Source organism: Streptomyces albidoflavus (assembly GCF_000719955.1).
Lineage (GTDB): Bacteria > Actinomycetota > Actinomycetes > Streptomycetales > Streptomycetaceae > Streptomyces > Streptomyces albidoflavus.
Genome location: NZ_JOII01000041.1, coordinates 24,378 through 44,269 on the forward strand (window position 1 = coordinate 24,378; position 19,892 = coordinate 44,269).

Genomic DNA, 19,892 nt, shown 5'->3' on the forward strand with positions numbered 1-19,892 from the left:
ATTGGCGACGCGAGATGACCATGACACTTCCACCGAGGGACTGTCAAGCATTCCTAGGAATGTGCTTCACTGATCCCACCCGACAGGAGGAGCGAAGATGCCGCCTAAGTGGAAGGTGCTCGCCGACGAGCTCGCGGAGGAGATCACCACGGGGCGCCGCCCCGTCGGCTCACCCCTCCCGCACATCACGGACCTGGTCACAGAGGGCCGAGGGTCCAAGGCCACGGTGAGCCGCGCGTACGGCGAGCTGCACGCGCGAGGGTTGGTGACCTCTCGACGCGGGCACGGCACGGTCGTGCGGGACCGCACCCGCGTACGCGTCCCCCTAAGCCGGTTCGACCACGTCCTCACCCCGGGCGGCGACCGCGGCCCGTGGGAGACGGCCACGGCAGCACAGGGCCTCGATGGCCGCATCGAGGTAGAAGCCCCCGCCGGCGAGCTCCTCGACGCCCCGCCGGCCGTCGAGGAGTACCTCGCCCTCCCGCCGGGCAGCTCCGCAGTCCGGCGCCGCCGCCGGGCCATGCTCGGCGTCGAGCCCGTCGCCCTCCAAGAGGCGTGGTACCCGCCCGACATCGCGCGGGCCGCAGGTCTGGACAGCCCCGAAAAGATCAAGGGCGGCGCACTCGGCGCACTCGTGGCCGCCGGCATCATCCCGGCCGAGGCGGACGAGCACGTGACCTCCGACGCCCCGACAGCCGATGAAGCCGCCCGCCTGGGCGTAGGAACTCAGGTCTCCGTCCTACGCGTCGACCGTGTCACCCGGGACGCAGCAGGCCGCCCTATCGAGCTGGTGCGGCTCGCAGCCGCAGCCGACCGCGTGAGCCTCCTTTACGCACCGCTCCCCCTCCAGGTCGACCCGACCGCCTGACGCGCACGAACCGGCGCCCGCCCCAGACTTGACGGGGCGGGCGCCGGTTCGTGCGCGTCAGGCAGTGTCCTTCGTCAGGGGGATTCGGGCCGTGGTCTCGACGGCAGCGACGGCCTGTTTGGGCAGCGTGAGGATGCCGCCGAGCAGAGTGCGCGCCTTGGCGTAGGCGGCGCGGCGCTCGTGCTCGCCGCCGGCGCCGTCGAGGGCGATCTCCAGGAGGGCGCGAGCGCGGGTGACGGTGGCACGCTCCTGGGGCGGCAGGTGACGCAGGCCGGCCTTCCGGGCGTGCTCGTCGGCAGCGCGCCACGCGGCTTTCAGATTGCTGACAGCCGGCCGGTAGATGTCGAGTTCGCCGCTCCTGCGGGCGTCGGCGGCCACATCCATGGCCGCGAGGAAGGCCACGGTCTGCGGCGTGGTGACATCGTCGAGCGCCGGGCGATCGAGGACGGCAAGGGGGTCGCAGAGGTAGGCGGCGTACGCGTCGAGCACCTTCTCGTGCTCCGCCTCGATAGCGGCCCGTCGCTCCTGCGCGACGGCATGGGCTGCGCGCTTGCGCAGCTTTCGACCGCGGCGCCTCCGGATGACCGCCCACAAGCCGACGATCCCGAAGGCCGCGACGGGAGCGCCGACCCCGAGGCCGAGGGGGAGCCAGAGGCCGGAATCGTCATGCGGCTCACCGTCGGTGGGCGCCGCGCCACCTTCCTCGGCCCCGCGCAAATCACCCAGCACCGCGTCTCGAAAATCGCCGCCGTTCGTAAGGACGAGGAGGGCCAGGCCGGAGAGCAGCACCACGCCACCGAGCGAGCGCCAGTCGCGAGCGAGCGTCGCCCTCAGTACGCCCACCATGGTCATCGCCATGATGATCAGCGTGAGGATGCGGGTCAGCCATTCACTCACGCTGCCGCGCTCCGGCCACCGCTTCGCCCAGTCTTCGCACCACCACGCCGCTTGGCCTTGACCGCTGCGGCCTTGGCCGCCCTGCGCTCCTCGGCGGCCTGTTCGAGCCACCCGGGGTGCGCCGCCTCGATCAGGGTCCGGAGGTACTGGTTCGCGATGCCGGCCTCGTGGGCGACTGCCGAAACGTGGCCGTACGCGGTCGACGTCATGGCGGCCTTAACTGCGGCGTTCAGCAGGGCCGTTTTGTCCTCCCGCGCTTTAGCCTCGGACTTCTCGGCCGCCGCGCGCAGCTCCTCGATCGTCTTCTTTGGTGTGTCAGCCATGCCCCGAGGATGACACGACCCCAGACCGACTACAAGTCTCACTTGTAGTCGAGTTGATTCTCTGGAAGAGTGTCCACCCGTTGGGCCCGGATCACCGGACCCTGCTAGCTGCCGTTATGAGCCCAGCTCACAAATAGTGAGGTCACCGCATCATGGGGAAGTTCGCCGCCACTCCGAGTACCAGCGAAGGCACGCTCCGGGTCACGGTCGCAGCTCTGATGCGCGCCTGCGGCGAGAATCAGACGTCGCTCGCCGCGGGCCTGCGGATCACTCAGGGGCAGGTCTCGCGCAAGCAGACCGGCACCGCCGCTTGGTCCCTCGGGGACATCGACCGCCTGTCCGCGCACTACGGCATCCCGGTCCCGGACCTCCTGTGCGGCCCGACGCACGCCGTGGGAAAGCTCTCCCACCGGCGGCTCGCCTCCGTGGTCGGCGGCTCACAGGAGGTCATCGCGATCTGACCGACACGTTCCGCACCTGATTTCACTTCCACACATGCGAAAAGCCCCGCCGGGGTCATAGGAGGTGGCTCTCCTGCCCGCCAAGGCTTCCGCATGGACCCTGCTCTAGGTCTACTGCGAGTGTACCCACGGTCTCCATGGCGAGACAGCGCAGAGGCCGGAAAGGCCGAAAGAGTGGCACCCCACCGCGATATCAGTCCGGATGACTGCCCCAATTGCCGCAAGGTGTTTGCGGCGCTCGAAGATCACCAAATCGCAGCATCCGAGATTTGGCTCACAACAGAAGAAATCGGGAAGATCGTCGGACTCAAGAAGAGGGCGACACAGGATCACCTTGCCCACCTCTTCGGGCAGGGCCGCATTGACGCGGACCGCCGCACGCCCCTCGTGAGCGGCATCGGGCAGCCACTGCTGACGGGCGCCCAGGAATGGGCCACGAACATCGTCACTCCCGACCCGACATGCGCACGCTGCCTCGTCGCGCTCGCCGGCATCGGGTGGGAAGGGCAGATCAAGATGGAGGATCTCGCCAAGGCTGCGGGAGTCTCCCTGCGCACCGCCGAGCGTCATCGCCCCCACCTCGTGAACGCGGATCTTGTCGCGTTCGCCCCGGTGCCAGTGCAGACGCACGACGGGAAAACCTACGGGCGCCGCCCCGATCGCTTCACCCTGATGAGCGCCATTCCCGCGCCGCGCCTTGAGGGCGCCGCGTGGGAGGCAGCCCCCGCGCGAGCCGAGGCCATCCTCGACCGCGTCCGCTGGTTCGTGAACGTCGAGCCCGAGGAGCGCGCCCTCGCGGTTCGTTCCGTGGCCTGGTGCCTGCGGAACGGATGGCCCGAGGAACCTCTCCTCAAGGCGTTGGACGCGTCACTCAACCGGCGGGCCTACCGTCCGGGTGGCTACCTGTCCAAGCTCCTGCGGAAGCTCCCGACGGAGTACATCGTCCCGGCCCGCGAGATGCACACCGGCCGGTCGGCGCCGCGCGTGGTCGACTGCCCCGTCTGCCGGAACGCCTTCCGCACCACACTGCCCGGTACCCCGCTGTGCGGCGGCGGGTTCTGCCACGAAGCCGGTAGGGGTTCCGCCCCGGCCGCCCCCGTCTTCAAGATCGCCTGAAAGGAGTCGTCACCATGGGGAAGATCCTCGACGCCATCAAGTCGCGGTTCCAGACTCGCGACATCCCCAAGACCACCTCGGGCCGCTTCAACGCGTTGATGCGGAAGGAGAAGGGCAACACGCAACGGGTGGCCGAACGCCTCGGCGTCTCGCGCCGCACCGTTCAGCGGTACATCAAGGGCGAGCGGAAGATCGACAACAGCCCGAAGGTCGTTGCACGCCTCGAAAAGGAGGTGTCCAAGGACCATCAGCCGAAAGTCCGCGCCAAGGCCCAGAAGGAGGCCAAGGAACGCGGTTTGACGGTGGAGACGCGCGCCCGGTTCGGGTTCAACGCCGCCGGCGGGAGCACGGACGACGCCCGGTTGAGGCGGCTCACCGAGGACGTGCCCGACCACCTCGTTGACGGGATCTTCGAAGCCCTGCGCAACGGCGACGAGGCCGAGGCACAACGGCTGATCGCCGAGGGTCTCGCGGAGGAGTATTTCCGCACCCCCGGCACCGATGCCGAGAGCCTGGGCGTCGAGTTCACGGACGTTGATTACATCGAGCTGGATTGGCGGAACTGACCATGCGCGAAACTCCTTACACCGCCCCGCTCGCCGTGCTCGACGCGGCCGAGGGTCGCCTCGTCGCCCACCTCCCCAACGTCCAGAGCTGCGCCGTACCGGCGGAGGTCACCGACCTGTCGTCGGCCGCCGAGTGGGCCCTCGCGTCCAAGTTCGGCGCCCCCGCCCTCTCGCAGTACGGGGAGGACGTCGGCCCGCTCCTGGTCCTCACCGAGTCCGCGGTCGAGGCCCTCGACCTGCCGACGGGGATGGACGACCGTAAGCGGCTGCGCGTGCCGGACGATCACCCCGCCGTCAAAGAGCTGGACGAGGCCGGGTGGACTCTGTCGCGGGCGGGCCTCGGGCCGTGGACGTTCCTTTTCAAGGGCCGCACCGAGGTTCACGTCGCCGTCATCCCCTGGGGCGCGTTCGACGAACAGATGCGGTGGGCCGTCCCCACGAACGACCCGGGGGCGCTCGCCTACACCCTGGGCCTGTACGCCGAGCGGGTCGTGAGTCCCGTCGGCTCGACCGCCGGTTGCAGCCTCGCCCTGATGACCGCCGTCCGGCCGCCCACCCGGGTCCAGTTCGACCGGGGCACCGGCCGGATGCGCCGCACCCCGGTTCCCGGCTCCCTGTCCGTGGCGATCGACCCGGCGCCGCCCGAGGCCCCGGACGAGCACCCGCTCGCCGCCGAGCGAACGCGCGAGGAGAGCAAGGACCCCGGACACGTCCTCGTCGAGGAGGCCCTCACTTGGTACCGGGAGCCCACCGAGGCCGAGGCCGCCGCCCCCTACGTCGTCGGCCTCGACGTGAACGTTGCGTTCCTCGCGGCTGCAAGTCGCTTGACGGTGGGCCTCGGTGAGGCCGTCTACACCGACGGCCCGGCTTTCGACAAGAAGATCCCGGGCGCGTGGCTCGTCGACTTTTCCGGCGCCGAGCTCCGCACCAAAGACCTGACCACGAAGCAGTGGAAGCGCCTTCCCGACGAGTTCCCCTCTCCGTTCAGCCCGGACGGAAAGCGGCCGACGGGCCCGGCCTGGTACGCGACGCCGACCGTGTCGTACGCGGTCGAGCTCGGGATCGAGGTCCGGCCGCTCGCAGCGTGGCTGCGGCCCGACGCCGGCGGATACCTCGACCTGTGGCACAACAGGTTGCGGGACGCCTACATGGACACCCTCGCTGATCTCGGCATCGTGGACGGCATGGACGAGGAGGCGTTCCTCGCGGGCATGGCGACGGTGAAGGAGCGCGACCCCGAGGCCGTCGCGCTCCTGTCCGCGATCAAGCAGACCGCAAAGGGCGGCATCGGCAAGATGCGCGAGCGGCCCCAGGGCAAGCGCCCCGGCAAACACGCGCCGTGGCCCGCGCTCAAGCGGCCGACGTGGCGGCCGGACATTCGCGCGGCGGTGATCAGCGCGGCCCGCGTCGGCGCCCACCGGAAGATGGTCAAGACGTGGAACCGGTCCGGCCTCGTCCCGCTCGCCGTCCTGTCCGACTGCGTGGTGTACCCGTCGGCGTACCCGACCGCGCGCGCCGTAGTCCCGCGCAAGGATGACGGAACGCCGCTTCCCGGCGGATGGCGCATCGGCCCGAACCCGGGCTACGTCAAGGAGGAGGGCGTCCGCTCGATGGACTGGTACCGGGAGATGACCGCCAAGAAGGCGAACGCGGCCCGGTTCATCAAGGAAGGTCGGGACGCCGCCCGCGAGGGCGAGTAGGCCCCTGCCCATCATCATCCGAGTGTCGACAGAAAGGGAAGATCATGACGGAAGAGGCCGCAGTCGAGAGCGCTCGGGGAGTCTGGCCAGAGGCGGAGGGATTCGAGTCCGCTCCCGGTGGTTGGACGTTCCGCGTTGGAGGCGGGTAGCTCGACGGCGTGGCGGAGGACGAGGACGTTTCCGAAGCTGATTCCCTCCGCGCTCAGGTGGCCGTCTTCTACGCCCTGGGGATCGAGCCCGAGGACGTGCAGAGCAACACCGCTCCCTAACCTGCGGGCGGACAGGCGGAGGGGCCCCGGCGTCTGCCGGGGCCCCTCCGCCTGCCTGCGGCTCGAATCGTGAGCGCAACTCACAGTACAACTTGTAGTTGACTTGTGTCTGTGGGAGGGTGGTCGGACGCCACCACCCCGCAGACAGGAGCCGCGTCGAATGCGCACCGAGTACGTCACCCGCACCCGAATCGCCGTAGATGGTCGAGGCGACGCCGAGGCTCGTCTCGACTTCCCCCGGGCCTCCGGGAAGGGCAAGGCCCGCGCTCGCGCCGTCCGGCGCCTCGCCGTGATTTACAAGATCGACGCCCGTCACCCGTGGCGGACCATGCACTACAACCCCGCCTCTCCGGACGCCCCGGCGCCGACGCCCGACGAGCTGACCCTCGAACTCAGCGGAACCCCCGAGCGGGTCGCCCGGTACCTGTCCGCCGTCCCGCGCTACCTCGCCGCCGTCGAGGCCCTCGCCACCAGGGCGGTGCGTGTCTACGGACAGTGGGCCCGCAGCGTGGCCGCAGAGGAGGCGCTCGAATACGTCGATGCCGGCGGCCGTCGCGCCTACGCTGCCCAGTTCCGCGCCGCAGCGTTCGCGGCCGGGGCCGACTATCTCGGGATCGCTTCCCTTCCTCCCCGAGATCTCGACCCGTCCCGTCCCATGTGGGACCAGGCCGCCCGCATCGTGTGGGACCTCGTCAAGGTCGAGACGCCGGTCAACCTGTACGCCATGCACGACGAGGCCGAGGCCGAGGAGCTCCTCGCCAGCGCGGACCGAGCCCCGGCACCGACCCCGGCCGGCGTCGCGTTCGAGCGCGAGCTCGCCGAGCTGCGCACCGCGCAGGGCCGCCGGTCCGTGGCTCTGTTCGCCGCGCTCGACGGCGAGGAACTCCCGAGCGTGGCCGGCCTCCCCGCCGTCGAGGAGGCCCCGGCCGAGGACGTCGTCGAGGGCCAGGAGGACGAGGAGCTCCCCGCGGTTCCGCTCACCCGCGTACAGCGGCGTTGGCTGCACACCGCCGCCGCGCACCCCGAGGGCCACCTCCCGGAGGAGGTCAACCTCCGCACGGTGCGCGCGCTCGGCCTCGCCGGATACGCCGAGTGGTCATCACCCGGCCCCTACTCCGGGCACCTCTCCGAGGCCGAGTGGAAGCCGCGCGGCGGCGAGGTTCGGATCACCGCAGCGGGGCGGCGGCGTGCCGAGCGCGAGGAGCGCGAGCTCGTCGTAATCGTGGCGTGCGGGGGTCGTAAGGCCGTGTACACCGAGGGGCTCCGCAAGGGCGAGCCGGTGATCGGCGCGCGGGCCGGTGAGCTCTACGTAGGGAGCTACCACCGTGCAGCGCGCCGGGCGGCCGACGTCCTCACCCGGGACGGCCGAGCCGGACGGGTGCTGATCCTTTCGGCAAAGTACGGGCTCGTCGAGTTGGACGAGTACCTCTCGACCTACAACCTTCGGGCCGGTGACCCGGGCACGGTCGACGGCGAGACGCTCCGCCGGCAGGCTCACGCACTCGGAATCTCGGGGGCGGCCGTGACGGTCCTCGGCGGCCGGGCGTACAGCGAGCTCGCGCGGGAGGTCTGGGAGGACGTCGTCGAGCCGCTCGCCGGGTCTCGGGGGATCGGTGAACAGCTCGGCCGCCTCGCCGACATCTACGCACCCGACCGCCACCAGGCCGCCGCCGAGGTCGAGCTCGTCGAGGACCAGGCCGAGGAGCTCGGCCTCGACGAGGAGCCTGTCGCCCGTCCCGCCGCAGTGCGGGCGGCCGAGGTCCGGGTCGAGACTGCGTCCGCCGCCCCTGCCCGCGTACGGCGTCACCGTGCGGGGTCCGGGCACCTGTCGCACCACCTGTCGCGCGGGGCCCTGTCGCGGCGTGTGAGCTGCGCAGACTCCCCCTTTCCCCTCCCTGCGGTCCGAACGCGACAAGGCGACGCCCTCCCGGCCTGTCACCCGTACCGGTGGACGTCCGCGCGTCCCGAGGGCAGGCTCTCGGTGATGCGGGACGGTAGGCGGATGCGCCCCATGATCGCCGCCGCCTCCGTCGCCCTGGTCCTCCTGACGGCCGGATGCGTGTCCGTCAATCCCCACGGGCCGACCCCCCGCCTCTCTCCCGCCGCCGCTCCTCGACCCGCCCACTCCCCGGAGCCCATCACTCAGGCACCGGCGCGCGAGGAGCTCGTCCGGGTGGGACCGGACCCGAGCTCGCCGCCGGCGCCCAAGCGGGCGGCGGCCTCCCCGCCCAGGAAGTCGGCGGCGGCGCCCGGTTCACCGAGGCGCTCGGCCGTCACACCTGCCGTGCCGCGCCGTACGTACCGGCCCGAGCCTCCTCGGCGCGTCCGGCCGGCGGCGCCTCCTCGTCGCGAGGTCCGCCCCCCGGTGCGCCGTCCGTCGACCGGCGGGTACGGCATGGCCGACGTCTGCCGGTCCGCGCACGGAGTGGCCGATCCGTCCCTCGTAGCTCTGTGCGGAAGCGCCTACGGCGGTAAATGAACGCTGCGGGCGGCCTCGCGGCAGATAGCCTTCCGCCATGCCAACAACTACGCACAAGCTCCCCACCGAGGGGGCACGAGTCGTGTTCATCGGCAAGGGCGGGTCGACCAAGACTCACACCCTCGCACACGTCCTCGGCCACTGGTCCCGTATGGGTATCCCCGTGGCGGCCGTCGACTCCGACGAGCCGGGAGAGGACGAGGACGGCTCGCTCGTCACCTGGAACCAGATGACGGGCGGGCGGATGGTCCCGACCAAGCACGCGGACGACGAGAGCCCTCTCACGGTCAAGGCGCAGTACAGCGCCCTGCGTCTGCCCGGCACGATCATTGAGGAGACGCCCGCGGAGGGCATCCTCGGTATCGACACCGGGTCGTGGGCGAACCGGCCGGGCGGGACGCATCACTCGGCGCTCGCGATGGCGTCCCTGGCCGTCCTGTGCCTCCAGCCGCACGAGGGCGAGCTCCACCGGTCCGCGTCGGTCTGGGCCGCACTCAAGCACCTTGAGGACACCGGCTCGCGGCGCCCCGAGCTCGTCGTCCTGTTCACCCGCGTACACCACAACGCGAAGTCGAGCGGGGAGGTGCGGGGGACGATGGAGCGGAGCGGGATCACGGTCCTGGACAACGCCGTACCGAACCAGATGGGTGAGGACGGGTACTCGCGGGCGTTCGGCAAGCCGCTGGAGCTCGTCGAGGACGACCCCATGCACAAGATCGCCGTTGAGATCCTGGGACGGGTGTCCCTGTGAGCCAGCCGAACGCCATGGATGCGATGTTCGGCAACGCCCTTGCCACGCGCGGCAAGGGGGCGGGGACGGGGACAGGCGCCCCTACGGCCGCGCCTGCGACGTTCACCGAGCCGGGCATCCCGGCGCAGTCGGCAGAGTCCGAGGCCGCGCCCCCCGCCATAGAGACACCGCCCTCGACCGAACCCGCCACCGAACCCGCCAAGGGTGCCGAGGTAGCGGTCCCGCCAATTGGCGGGAAAGCGTTCGATAAGAAATCGAACAAGGGGAAGGAGCGCGGACCACTCAACCCGGCCGAGGTCCTGCGCCTGAATCAGGCCGAAAGCCAGATCCGCGCGTTCGGCAAGGCCGCCGCCGCCGCCGGCGAGGCGTTCGACATGATCAAGAAGGACGGGCTCCACCATCACTACGGGCTCACCTGGGCCCAGTACACCTTGACTCATTGGGGACTGTCCGCCTCGCAGGCCGACCGGCTCATTGCCGCCGCGCCCGTCATGCGCGAGCTGTCCATCGCGAACGAGGGCACCGCCCGCGAATTCGTCTCGATCTACCGCGAGTGGGGGGCGACCTCGGCCCGCGCCATCTGGTCGGGTGCCAAGGAAGGCGCAGACGGCAAGCCAACGGCGAAGATCGCCAACATTGCCGTCAAGGGTGTTCTGGAGAGCACCCAGGGCGCCAAGAAGGCACCGGCCGCCGACAAGCTGTCGAGCCTGGCAAGGAAGGCCGTCACCCGGGCCGCCAAGGAGGCGGCGGCGGCAAAGGCGCTCAAGGCGCAGCAGGCCGCCGCCAAGCCTGCGGCCGAGGCCGTCACCCAGGACGCCGAGGACATCGTCGATGCCGAGCTCGTCGACGAGGAGGCGCCGGCGGGGGACGGGACGCCGTGGCGGATGGGCGAGGCCGCCGTCCGACGCTTCTCGGATTTCTTCGTAGCGCAGGCAGCGAAGACCGGACAGGAGCCTCACGAGGTCATGCTCGCCACACTCGGCCGACTCCAGAAGGAAGCGGAAGCGGCCGAGGCCGTCGGGGAGTAGCTCCTCACCGAACCCGCCACCCAACGCCGACGGCCCCGGATTCCTCCGGGGCCGTCGGCGTTCTGCGAGCGGGGCCGCTTGGCGGGTTCGGTCACGTCGTGCACCCCCTCGACCGAATCCGCCACGGGTCGAGCGTCGAGGAGCTGCCCCGCGGATTCAGCCTCGCGGCACCGGGCGCCCGATGTCGACGAGGAGGCCGTCGGGTAGTCCGTCCCTCATCCATCGTTCGGCGGTGGTGGAGATGAGGCCCTCGGCCCGGTACAGGAGAGGCCCGCTCGTCTCGCTCATGATGTGCTGCGCGGCGTCCGCACGGACAGGAAGACCGAGGTAAGCCCGTCCCGGCCGGGGCCACGTGAGATCCAGCGCCGCCCCGTCCGGCCCTGCACACCAGGCGTGCGGCTCCTCGCGTGCCCACTCGTCCAGCGCCACCCCCTCGACGTACGCGAGAGCGCCGTCCGATGCCCAGGCCCAGGACACGGCCTCGGTGAAGCACCGCCCGAGCTCACCCGGGGGATTGGCGCCGCCGGGCCACGGGGTCGGGGTAAACAGGCGCCCGTGCGCGAGGAACAAGGCGTTAAGGGTGCCGTACGCCCACCCCTCCCGCTTTCGGGCCGCCATGCGCACGGAGGCGAGGAGATACTCCTCCTCGGCCGTGCGCTCGGCCTCGGTGGCGCTCGCCGGACGGGCGGTGTCGGTCATGGGGGTGTCCTCCTGGGATCGCTGCGACGAGGAGAGTCTCCCCCTCACCGTGCACCCCGAGGAAGGCCGAACCCGCCACGGTGCGCACCGCCGCCGGCCGCGCGACGGGGCCGAGGGGGGAAACCACAGGTCGACCGAACCCGCCATCCCGTGCACCCCCCTGGGACCGAACCCGCCAAACCGTGCACCCCCTCACCAACTGCGGGTATGAGCAACACTCACAAGATGTGACCTGGGGACATAAGGAAGCCGCGCCCGGCCTCGTCGAGGTCGGGCGCGGCTGTCGTGGCCTACTCGCCGTAGAAATCAGGCAGCACGTCCCATAGGAATGGCTCCCCGTGGTAGCACTCGCAGCACGAACGACACGAGCGGCACAGTCGTGCCCGGCCGCCGCCGGGCACACTCCAAATGCTCTCCCCCTTGCAGTCCCGGCAATCGGGATGCCCGGTCGTGCCCGGGGGAAGGTGGTCCGCCGTGGACTCCCTCGGGGTGTTTGCTCGCCGCGCCTCGGGCACCTCGACTACGGACGGACTCCTCGCCTCGTCATCGCATCCGCAGATTGCGCCCTCGTCGTACATCAGGACGTCGCATTCCTCGTCGTGGTCGAGGGGATCGCGCCTCACCATGCGGAGGGCGGCGCGTTGTCGAGGTCGAAAGCCGGGGACCAGTCGGCGGCCGTGGGTTGCCGGTCGAGGTCGGTTGCCGGGATGCCGGGTGGTGTACTCGGTTCCTCCTCGGCTGAGTCGTCGTAGTCCTCGGCCGGGTCGACGTCGCCCTCGGGGACGTCGTCGAGGTGGTCGAGCTCCTCCTCCTGGCCCTCCTCGGCGAGCGGTCCCTCGTCGTCCTGGTCCTCGTCGCCGTAGAAGTCATCCTCGGGGGTCGGGTACTCGTGGGGATCGAGCTCGGCCTCGTCCTGGTCCTCGTCGAAGTCGGGGAAGTTCGGATGCCTGATGCCTTCGTACACCACGGTCGTGGTCCCGCCGGCATCCCTGGGGCGCCGCTCACCCCAGGGGATCGCGGGGAGCTCGACACCCGCCTCGGCCCGCTCGCCGCACTCCGTGCATTCGTAGATGTCCCACCACTCCGTCAGACCCCAGAGCGATCCCGGGTGGCGGTCGACGTGGACAAGGTGGCCTGTGCACTGTTGGTCGACGCCGTACGCCGTCCCCTCGCCCACGGGGCAGCGCTTCCCGTGGTGGCATCCGGTCCCTGAGCACCGGCACGGCCGGGCGGGGTCGACCTCGGGCCGCCACACGGCCTCGGCGTGAGCTCGCCGCCCGGGGGTGGCGTCGGCGGGGAGTGCGCGGACGCCGAGCTCCTCGGCGGTGATGCCGGGCGCGGCCTTGAGCTCGGCCGCGGTGGGCTGGAGTACGTACGCCACGGCGGGCGGTTGGGGCGCCGGCGGTTCGGTGGCGGCCGGTCCGGCTGCGGTCTCGGCCCTCACGCGCCTGAGTGCGTCCTGATACCCGAGGCCCTCGGCGAGCTGGAGCTCGCGCGCGGCTTTCTGTTCGGCGTTGCGCTTGGGCATACGACACCTTCCCGACCCGGGCCTCGGTCCCCACGCCACCCGCCCGGGGTACGGAACGGATCGCAGCTTGTTGACTCACGACCGGAATCCCGGGGGACCTTCGTACCGTCGGTGCCTCGGCGGCGTGGGCGCGCGGGCGGCGGTAGGGGCGGCGGTGTCTGCCCTCGGAATCACGGTATCGGACCGCGTCCGAGGGCGAGCACGGAACCGAACGGCGACCTACTTACGAGGCACCCCGGCGCACCCCGCGTAGGGCACCCATCGGCAGCTCGCCGCGCGTCCGTCGCACTGTGGGCAGACGGCCGAGGTCTCGGTGAGCGGAAGGCCGTAAACCCACATGAGGCAGGACGGCGCCCGCAGGAGGCCCGACTCGGTGGGGCGTTGGTGAAGGTCCGGAAGCCGGTTCCATCGGCGATCCGCGGTGGTGCGTCCTACCGGCTTGCTCGCCGGTTCGGTTCGGTGCTGCTCCAGCCAGTAGGTAAGCGGCGCCCGCTCGCGTCGGGAGATGACACCGGTCGGGGCGAGTTGTCGTCCCAGGCCCTCGACCCACTCCTCGGCCGAGGCGCCCGGCCGCCGGCGCTTCTCCTCCCATGCCCACATGGCCTCGGCCAGAGTGACCGCCTCGGGGTACACCACGACCGGGGCGGCCCGCCGGCGGTGCCGGGTGAGGCGGAGGGTGTCCTCGCGCTCGCGCCAGACCTTGGCGCCGACCTGTCCGGAGACCCACCACCACAGCGCGACTTGGTGAGCGTCGGCGAGGAGGGCGTCACCGGTCGGCCCCAACCGGTGCGCCAAGGCCCGGTGCCGTTTGAGTGCGCGGCCGAGCTCGGGGAGCGGCCCGGTGTCGACGAGGTACCCGCCGTCATCGCCTGCCATCCACCGGCGCCCGCACCCGCACGGCCGCCACCGGTGCCCGTGCGCCACCAGCCACGCCCCGGGTTCCATGCACAGGGGGCAGGCAGGCAGGGGGGCCGCGCCGGGTTCCTGCGGCCAAGGAGTGATGCGCCCCGCCTCGGTCTCGGCGATCCGGTCGGGCGTCAGCCCCGGCAGGACGCGGGCGAGTTGGTCGGCGTCGCGGTCCACCAGGAGCACCAGGCGCGCGAGCGCCTCGGCGGGGAGGTCGACCTCCTCGCGCCCCGGAGAGAGGCCGTCGTCGGGGAGTTCGTACCCATCGCCGAGCTCGTCGAGGAGCGCCGGGAGCGGTAGGCCGTTGGCCGTGGCCGTGCGCGCGAGGAACGATCCGGTGGTCTCGCCGTGGATGAGCGGGACGCGGATCGGGAGATCGTCCACGGTGAGGTGGGCGGGTGCCGGGTCGGTCATGTCGGCACCGTGCCACACCCCGGGTGCGCGGCGTGCGACGAGTCCCGAAGCGACCGAGGAGGGTTGTCTCTTCCTGATGTGCTCCTGTCAAATCCCCGGGAAGATGCCCACGGACGGGCCGGGGCCACCCCCGGGCCGAGGGGGGGCCCTCGGCTCCCGGCCCCGGGCGCCGTGGGCTGTCGTGCGCCCTGTCGCGTGGGTTGCCGCGTGGTCCCCTGTCGCGTGCTGTGACCTGCGCGAACACCCCCGAACCCCCCTGCGTCCGCGCGGCGCGACAGGGGGCAGGGGACAGGAGCCCCCGCAGCCGGCGCCGGTCCCCCGGTGGCCGCCGGGAGCGGCACCCGGGCCGAGGTGGCGGACGTCGTCGAGGCGGCGGCCGGTGCCTCGGCGGCGGCCGGGACGGCGGGGCGCGGTCGAGGCACGATGGCGACGTGCGGCGCCTCCGGGCGGAGGGTGCGGCGGTACAGGGCTTCCGCGTACGCCCGTGCCCGGAGCTCCCACTCCTCGACGTTGAGCGCGCGGCCGATGATGGCGGCGGCCACCATGGGGCACACGGCGTCGGCCGCCTGCTGCGCCCGGTTGCGGATACCGGCGCCGCGGCCCACGTGCTTCCACGGGTAGTCACCCGGGAACCCGACGAGTCGGCCGATGGTGGCCTGTGTAACCTTCTCGCCGCTCTCGTCGTCCTTCCATCCGTAGGCCGTGGCCGTGACGCAGGTCGACGGGCGGTCGGCGCTGAACGCGTTCCCACCCTTCGGCCGTCCGGTCTTGGGGTCGATGCCTCGTTGTCCCCGGGTGTTGACCGACCGGCCGCGCTCCCACCCGGCGCACTCGGCGAACGTCGTCACGGGGAACGCCTCGGTGGGGTGCACGCTCACGAACGGCGAGCGGGTGCGGTGCGCGGTGAGGAAACGGCGCTTCCGGTGGGAGGCCGCGCCGTAGCGGACGGCGTCGAGGGTCTCGGCCTCGACGGTGCCCCAACCTGCCTGTACGAACTCGTTGATCAAGCCGCGCTCGATCTCGGAGGGGAGCGCGCTGGACTGCTCGACGGCGACCCACTCGACCGACCCGCCCCGGGCGAGCATTGCCAGGGGCCAGACGACGACCTCGGCCATGAGACCGGCGCGCGGGTCCTCCAGCTCGGCGAGGGGTGCGCGGACTTCCTCCCACGTCTCCCCGGAGCGGGGCGCGTTGCCCGCGTCCCGGCCCTCGGCGTCCACCAGGGCGAGGAACCCGGCCGCCGCGCCCACGCCACGGACCACCGAGACGATGAGCTCGATTGCCGACGCGTACCGGCCCATGCGGAGACCGGCCGGGCTGAATGCCTGGCACGGGGGCGAAAGGATGATGCCGGTTACCCACTGGAGCGCCGAGCACTCCGGGTCGAGGTCTGTCACGCTCGCGCGGATCATTTCGAACCCTGCGGCCTCGGCCGTGGCCACCGCGCCGGGGTCGAGGTCCACGCCGACCATGTCCACGGTGGCACCCAGGACGTCACGGATGCCGACCGACCAACCGCCGGGGCCGTGGAACAGGTTGATCACGCGGGGCGCGTCCTTCTCCGGGGGCCAGAGCCACCGCACCGGCCACGGTCCCGCGTACCACCGGAGGAGCGCGAGCGTGTCGGCGTCGAGGGCGGCGAGACGCTCCGGGGTCATCGGGCCTGCCTCGTCGAGCCGACCGAGCGTGAGGGCCGCGCGTTCCCCTTTCGCCGCACGGGCGTACTCGCCTGCCCTCTCCTCGTCCTCCTCCTCGACGGCCCACGCGCACATGGCGACCCGCTCGACCGCCTCGAACGCCCACCCCTCGGCCGCCTCGTCGAGGGGGTGCTCCTCGGCGTACGCAACGAGGAGATCGGCCGCCGCCTGGCACTCGACGAGCGCCGGGTGACCGGCCGCCGCGTCCAGGGGGGCGACGTCCTCGGCCTCCTCCTCGGCAATCTCCTCGTAACTCACCGAGTCGCCCCACTCGGCCAGGACGTCAGCGGGGGACCAGTCCGCACGCGGGGCCTTGCGCGGCTTGATGATGCTGGGAGCCGGGGTCCACTTCGGGGCCGGACCTTCGGCCGCGGCCTTGATGATCCCGCGCACTTCGGCCTCACGGCCGCGCCGCTCCTCTACCCGGGCGATCATCAGCGCTTCCGCCTCTACCCGGCTCCGGATCGGACGCCGGTCCGCGTGCCGGACCTGCTCACCCTTGCGCCACTGCTTCGGGTTCTTGCTCAGGTCCGCCGGGTGCATCTGCTCGCGGGTGATGAACCACTCGCCCTTGTGCTGCGCCACCCGGAAGCCGTGGCCGCGCCATGAGGCCGTGACCTCCCACCGGTCCAGAGCCCCGGCGCCGGCTGCGCCCCAGCACAGCACCACCCGCGCGGAGTCGTCAGGGTTGCCCGTCCCGAGGACCAGCTTCGGGGCCTCCTCGATTGACGCGTCCGCGTCAAGTTCCCGGGAAAAACCCCCTACCCCAGCGGGGGCCTGTCGTGTTGTTGTCGTGCTCTCGTCAAATCCCTCGGAAAGCGCCGGTCCCTTGACCGACGGCGCGTCGTCCTGCCCCGGGTTGGTGATGGTCCGGCCGTCCCGCGTCCTCGAAAGGACCTGGTCGTACCGGCCCTTGACGTCGTCGATCGTGTGCGTGTTCCGAAGCGTCAGCGTCTTCGCGTTCGCGCGGACCACCACGTACGAGGCCGTATAGATCTTGCGGACCTCGACGACGTCCCCCCGCTGGAAGTCGGCCCGCTCCCACGGGCGGGACCGGCCGTTCACGGTCTCGGCGAGCTCGGCCTCCTGCCGCGCCTTCCGCGCGGCACGCTCCGCGCGCTCCGCCTCGGCCGTTGCCTCGATGGCCTTACGCGTCGCAGCGTCCCCCCGCGCACGGTCCCGCAGTGCGCCCCGCGCCGAGTGATGCCCCATCAAAATCGGCTGACCGCCAGCAAACCGGCCATAGTGCACCCCGGCCGCAGCGTCGAGACCCTCGGCCCGTCGCCGCGCCTCCGCCGCCTTTTCCTCCGCCTCCTCGACGCGTCGCCGCGCCCGTCGCACCGCCGCCGCCGCAGCCTCCTCGGCCGCGCGCTCCTCGTTCCGCCGCGCGGCGTCGCTCTCCGCCGCGGCGCCCCCCTCGATCTCCTCCGCCGGAACGGTCGACGTCGTGCCGCTACCGGTCGGAGCGTCACCGGCCGGAGACTCGGCCGCCTCGCCCGGCCCCTCCCACCCCGGGCGGGTGATGCGCAGCAGGAACATCGAGGGCTGAGGCCGCGCCCGCCCAGCAACCGCGCGCGCTTCCGGCGCGCGCTCCGCGCACTCCTGAGCCGACGGCGCGTCAAGTCCGAACCAACGCGCTACGGCGAGAGCGTCACGCGCGGCCCAACGAGCCGCATAAACGTCCCCACGCCCGTACGCGGACTCTGCGCGCTCTGCGTGCTGCTCGGCCTCACGGACCGCGCCCCGGGCACTGTCGTACTGCTCATCCGTCAACCCGTCCCACTCAATGCGCTGAGCGAACGCACGGACCGTGTCCAGAGCAGCGCGAGCCATGCCAACCGACACGGCCGTCCGCGCGTTCTCCTCTGCCCGCTCCGCCGCCTGCTCCGCATGGATGCCGTACACGCGCGCCATCTCGTCCGCCGCCCGCAGTACCGTCGCCGGACGCTCCTCGATCACGTACGCGATAGCGGCCCCCGTGACCTCACCCCACGTGCCGCACACGTCCCCCGTCGGAAGCGTCACGGTGTGTCCGCCGCCCGACTTGAAATGGAAGCGGAACGGGAACCGCTCACCACACACGGACAGTTCCGACAGCAAGTCGGAGCGTCGGAACTCTCCTTCGTAGCGGTCATCCAGCGACCGCGCTTCCATCGCTTCCGGCCACTCCTCCGCCGCCTTACGCGCACGCTCGACGTCCGCCGCACCGTGCGGAGCGACCGGCGCAGTGTCCGCCGTCTCTGCCTCCTCGCGCTCCGCCGGCTGCGCCTCCTCGCGCTCCTCCTCGGCCGGTCCGTCCGCCTCGGCGAGCGCGTCCTCGGCCGGTCCGTCCGCCTCGGCGAGCGCGTCCTCGGCCGCGTCCCAGTCACCGGCCAACATGAGCTGACCCGCGTCGACCCGCGCGGCATCCTCGGATTCCAGCAGGTACCCGACGCGCACCGCCTCGGCGTCGACCGTGCGCGCCACGGTCGACCCCGCGCGGTCGAGGGTGGCGAGCATGACCGCGCGGCACCCGCACTGACCAACCACGCACGCGCCACACCCGACGGACCGCGCGTGCGTCGCGCACCCCGTACGGCGCATGAAGCACCGGCACAGCGGGCAGACCCGACCGGCCGTTTCGCGCGCGGCCTCGGCCCAGTTCTGCGCCTCCTCGGCCGCCCCCTCCGCCTCGCCGAGGAGTTCACGCGCGGTGTCCTCGGCCTCGACCGCAGTGCGCCGGTAACCCTCGTCGAGACCCAGCTCTTCGACCGCGCGTGCCGCCGCCTGGATCGCGCGACGCTGCGCCTGCACCCGACGGAGCGCGGACTTAGCGCGCTTGACGCACTCGGGCGCGCGTCCGGCCGCGTCCTCCGCCTCCTCGGCCCAGTCCTCCGCCTCGCGCGTCGTGCGCGCGGCCTCGGCCGCTTCCCCTGCCTCGCACGCCTCGGCGTGGCACGCCTCGGCCTCCTGTACAGCCTTACGTGCCTCGGCGACCGCGTCCGTGATCTTGCTGGACGCGTCACGCAGCGTGGCGAGCCCGGCAGCCTCGACGTCCGTCGACGGGGTGACCTTCTCGACCGCGTCCGCGGCCTCGGACACCGCCTCGGCACCGGGCACAGCGTCCGGGGCGGACCGGTACCACGCCACGGTGTCCCGGTAGCCGCGTCCGGCCGTCGCCCACTTGCCCGCGCGCCACGTGTAGCGGCCCGTACGGGAGTCGGACGGCGTCGAGACAACAAGCGTCCACGCGTCCCCGTTCCGCTCGACCATGGCGCCCCACCCACGGGCGGTAGCGGTAGAGGCGAGCGCTCCCAGATTCCGGGGCGCACCGTTCGCAAGAGCCTCGGCAACTGGCATCGGGAGTGCGTTCGTGCTGGTCAAGGTGGGTTCCTTCCGGTCGGTCCGCCGTGCTCGGCGCGGCGTGTTTCGTTGTGGCCCCCACCCTAGATGAGTCGCAGGTGAACTACAAGTTCAACTGTGAGTCGTGTTGCGTGTTGGGCGGCCAAGGTGCCGACCCCGCCACGGGCGCACCGGCCCGACGGCGCATCCGCCCCCGCGCCCCTCGAACACCTCCCGCCACGCCAGCGGGTCACCCTGCGCCACGCGACCGTTAAGGGGCCTGCGCGCCACTCTCCCGGCCGTTCGGCACCCTGACCGACCGGGGAGGCGCCGGACGGGGCGCCAAAGCCGCTACGAGGCGCACGGGATGTTTCCCCTGGTAGCGGTAGCTGTGGACAACGCTGGGGAAAAGGGGTGCACTAGATGACGGTTTCGGTGTCTACCTGCGGCAACTCCCTGGAAACGGGGTCGAGTTGCCGAACCCGCCATACCGTGCATCAGATGCGGTAAGGGCTGAAACTTTGGTGTCGATCCTTACTCGAACAGCTACTTGGAAACCGTTGCCAGTAAGAGGAGTGCGGAAGTGATTGTTTCCGCTGGTCGGACCCGAACCCGCCAATCCGTGCACCTCCCCTCCTCTGTTCGATTTCCGCACTGTGGAAAAAGTGCGCACGGTTTGGCGGTTTCGGTGCTCAGTTCAGGGGGGTATCAGGGCTTGAGTGTGGTCGAAAATGGCATCTGACCTGCGGAAACGATCAAGATTGGTGGGGTGCACCGATTGGCGGTTTCCACCTAGTTCCCCACACTCAACAGAGAGCCGACGTCGCTGTCTCTTATACACATCTCCGAGCCCACGAGACCAGAGAGGA

Annotated in this window: 14 protein-coding genes; 8 read left to right on the forward strand and 6 right to left on the reverse strand. The window is 71.4% G+C overall.

The features are described from left to right. The first annotated feature begins 97 nt into the window (after positions 1-97). Complete coding sequence (locus IF45_RS31970) at positions 98-868, forward strand: GntR family transcriptional regulator (protein ID WP_030310242.1); 771 nt, start codon at positions 98-100, stop codon at positions 866-868. Between the two features lie 57 nt (positions 869-925). On the opposite strand, the gene IF45_RS31975 is transcribed toward IF45_RS31970, so the two are convergent. Further along, on the reverse strand, positions 926-1,765 hold the full coding sequence (locus IF45_RS31975; protein ID WP_051720750.1) for a hypothetical protein: 840 nt from the start codon (positions 1,763-1,765) through the stop codon (positions 926-928). Then, a complete protein-coding gene (locus IF45_RS0127955; protein ID WP_030310246.1) occupies positions 1,762-2,088 on the reverse strand; it encodes a hypothetical protein in 327 nt (108 codons plus the stop codon). Before IF45_RS0127955 ends, IF45_RS31975 begins: the two co-directional genes overlap by 4 nt. Before the next feature lie 152 nt (positions 2,089-2,240). Here IF45_RS0127955 and IF45_RS0127960 point away from each other — a divergent pair, with 152 nt between their 5' ends. The 7 genes from IF45_RS0127960 (at position 2,241) to IF45_RS0127995 (ending at position 10,458) form a co-directional block, all read left to right on the forward strand. Continuing rightward, positions 2,241-2,549, forward strand: a complete 309-nt coding sequence (locus IF45_RS0127960; protein ID WP_030310248.1) for a helix-turn-helix domain-containing protein — start codon at positions 2,241-2,243, stop codon at positions 2,547-2,549. Between the two features lie 174 nt (positions 2,550-2,723). Next, entirely contained in the window at positions 2,724-3,665 is a 942-nt protein-coding gene (locus IF45_RS0127965; RefSeq protein ID WP_129854255.1) for a hypothetical protein, read from the forward strand. A gap of 14 nt (positions 3,666-3,679) precedes the next feature. Beyond that, a complete protein-coding gene (tpg, locus tag IF45_RS0127970; protein WP_030310252.1) occupies positions 3,680-4,231 on the forward strand; it encodes a telomere-protecting terminal protein Tpg in 552 nt (183 codons plus the stop codon). Positions 4,232-4,233: 2 nt separating this feature from the next. Then, positions 4,234-5,931 carry a telomere-associated protein Tap gene (tap, locus tag IF45_RS0127975; protein ID WP_030310254.1) on the forward strand — a complete coding sequence of 566 codons (1,698 nt, stop codon included), beginning with the start codon at positions 4,234-4,236 and terminating at the stop codon, positions 5,929-5,931. Between the two features lie 429 nt (positions 5,932-6,360). Continuing rightward, on the forward strand, positions 6,361-8,679 hold the full coding sequence (locus IF45_RS31980) for a DUF6884 domain-containing protein (RefSeq protein WP_051720751.1): 2,319 nt from the start codon (positions 6,361-6,363) through the stop codon (positions 8,677-8,679). Positions 8,680-8,716: 37 nt separating this feature from the next. After that, positions 8,717-9,430: a ParA family partition ATPase gene (locus IF45_RS0127990; RefSeq protein WP_129854254.1), complete on the forward strand. Its 714-nt coding sequence runs from the start codon at positions 8,717-8,719 to the stop codon at positions 9,428-9,430. Next, positions 9,427-10,458 (forward strand): hypothetical protein, encoded by a 1,032-nt coding sequence (locus IF45_RS0127995; RefSeq protein WP_030310259.1) that lies wholly within the window; start codon positions 9,427-9,429, stop codon positions 10,456-10,458. Before IF45_RS0127990 ends, IF45_RS0127995 begins: the two co-directional genes overlap by 4 nt. A gap of 156 nt (positions 10,459-10,614) precedes the next feature. On the opposite strand, the gene IF45_RS0128000 is transcribed toward IF45_RS0127995, so the two are convergent. The 4 genes from IF45_RS0128000 to IF45_RS31670 all read right to left on the reverse strand — a co-directional run bounded on the left by IF45_RS0128000 (position 10,615) and on the right by IF45_RS31670 (position 18,954). Continuing rightward, positions 10,615-11,157 carry a hypothetical protein gene (locus IF45_RS0128000; protein WP_030310261.1) on the reverse strand — a complete coding sequence of 181 codons (543 nt, stop codon included), beginning with the start codon at positions 11,155-11,157 and terminating at the stop codon, positions 10,615-10,617. A 619-nt stretch (positions 11,158-11,776) separates the two neighbouring features. Then, positions 11,777-12,685, reverse strand: a complete 909-nt coding sequence (locus IF45_RS0128005; protein WP_030310262.1) for a prolipoprotein diacylglyceryl transferase — start codon at positions 12,683-12,685, stop codon at positions 11,777-11,779. A 219-nt stretch (positions 12,686-12,904) separates the two neighbouring features. Continuing rightward, entirely contained in the window at positions 12,905-14,005 is a 1,101-nt protein-coding gene (locus IF45_RS0128010; RefSeq protein WP_129854253.1) for a TniQ family protein, read from the reverse strand. Continuing rightward, positions 14,002-18,954: a DNA cytosine methyltransferase gene (locus IF45_RS31670; protein WP_037638669.1), complete on the reverse strand. Its 4,953-nt coding sequence runs from the start codon at positions 18,952-18,954 to the stop codon at positions 14,002-14,004. The genes IF45_RS0128010 and IF45_RS31670 overlap by 4 nt, the downstream gene beginning before the upstream one ends. Between the last annotated feature and the right edge of the window lie 938 nt (positions 18,955-19,892).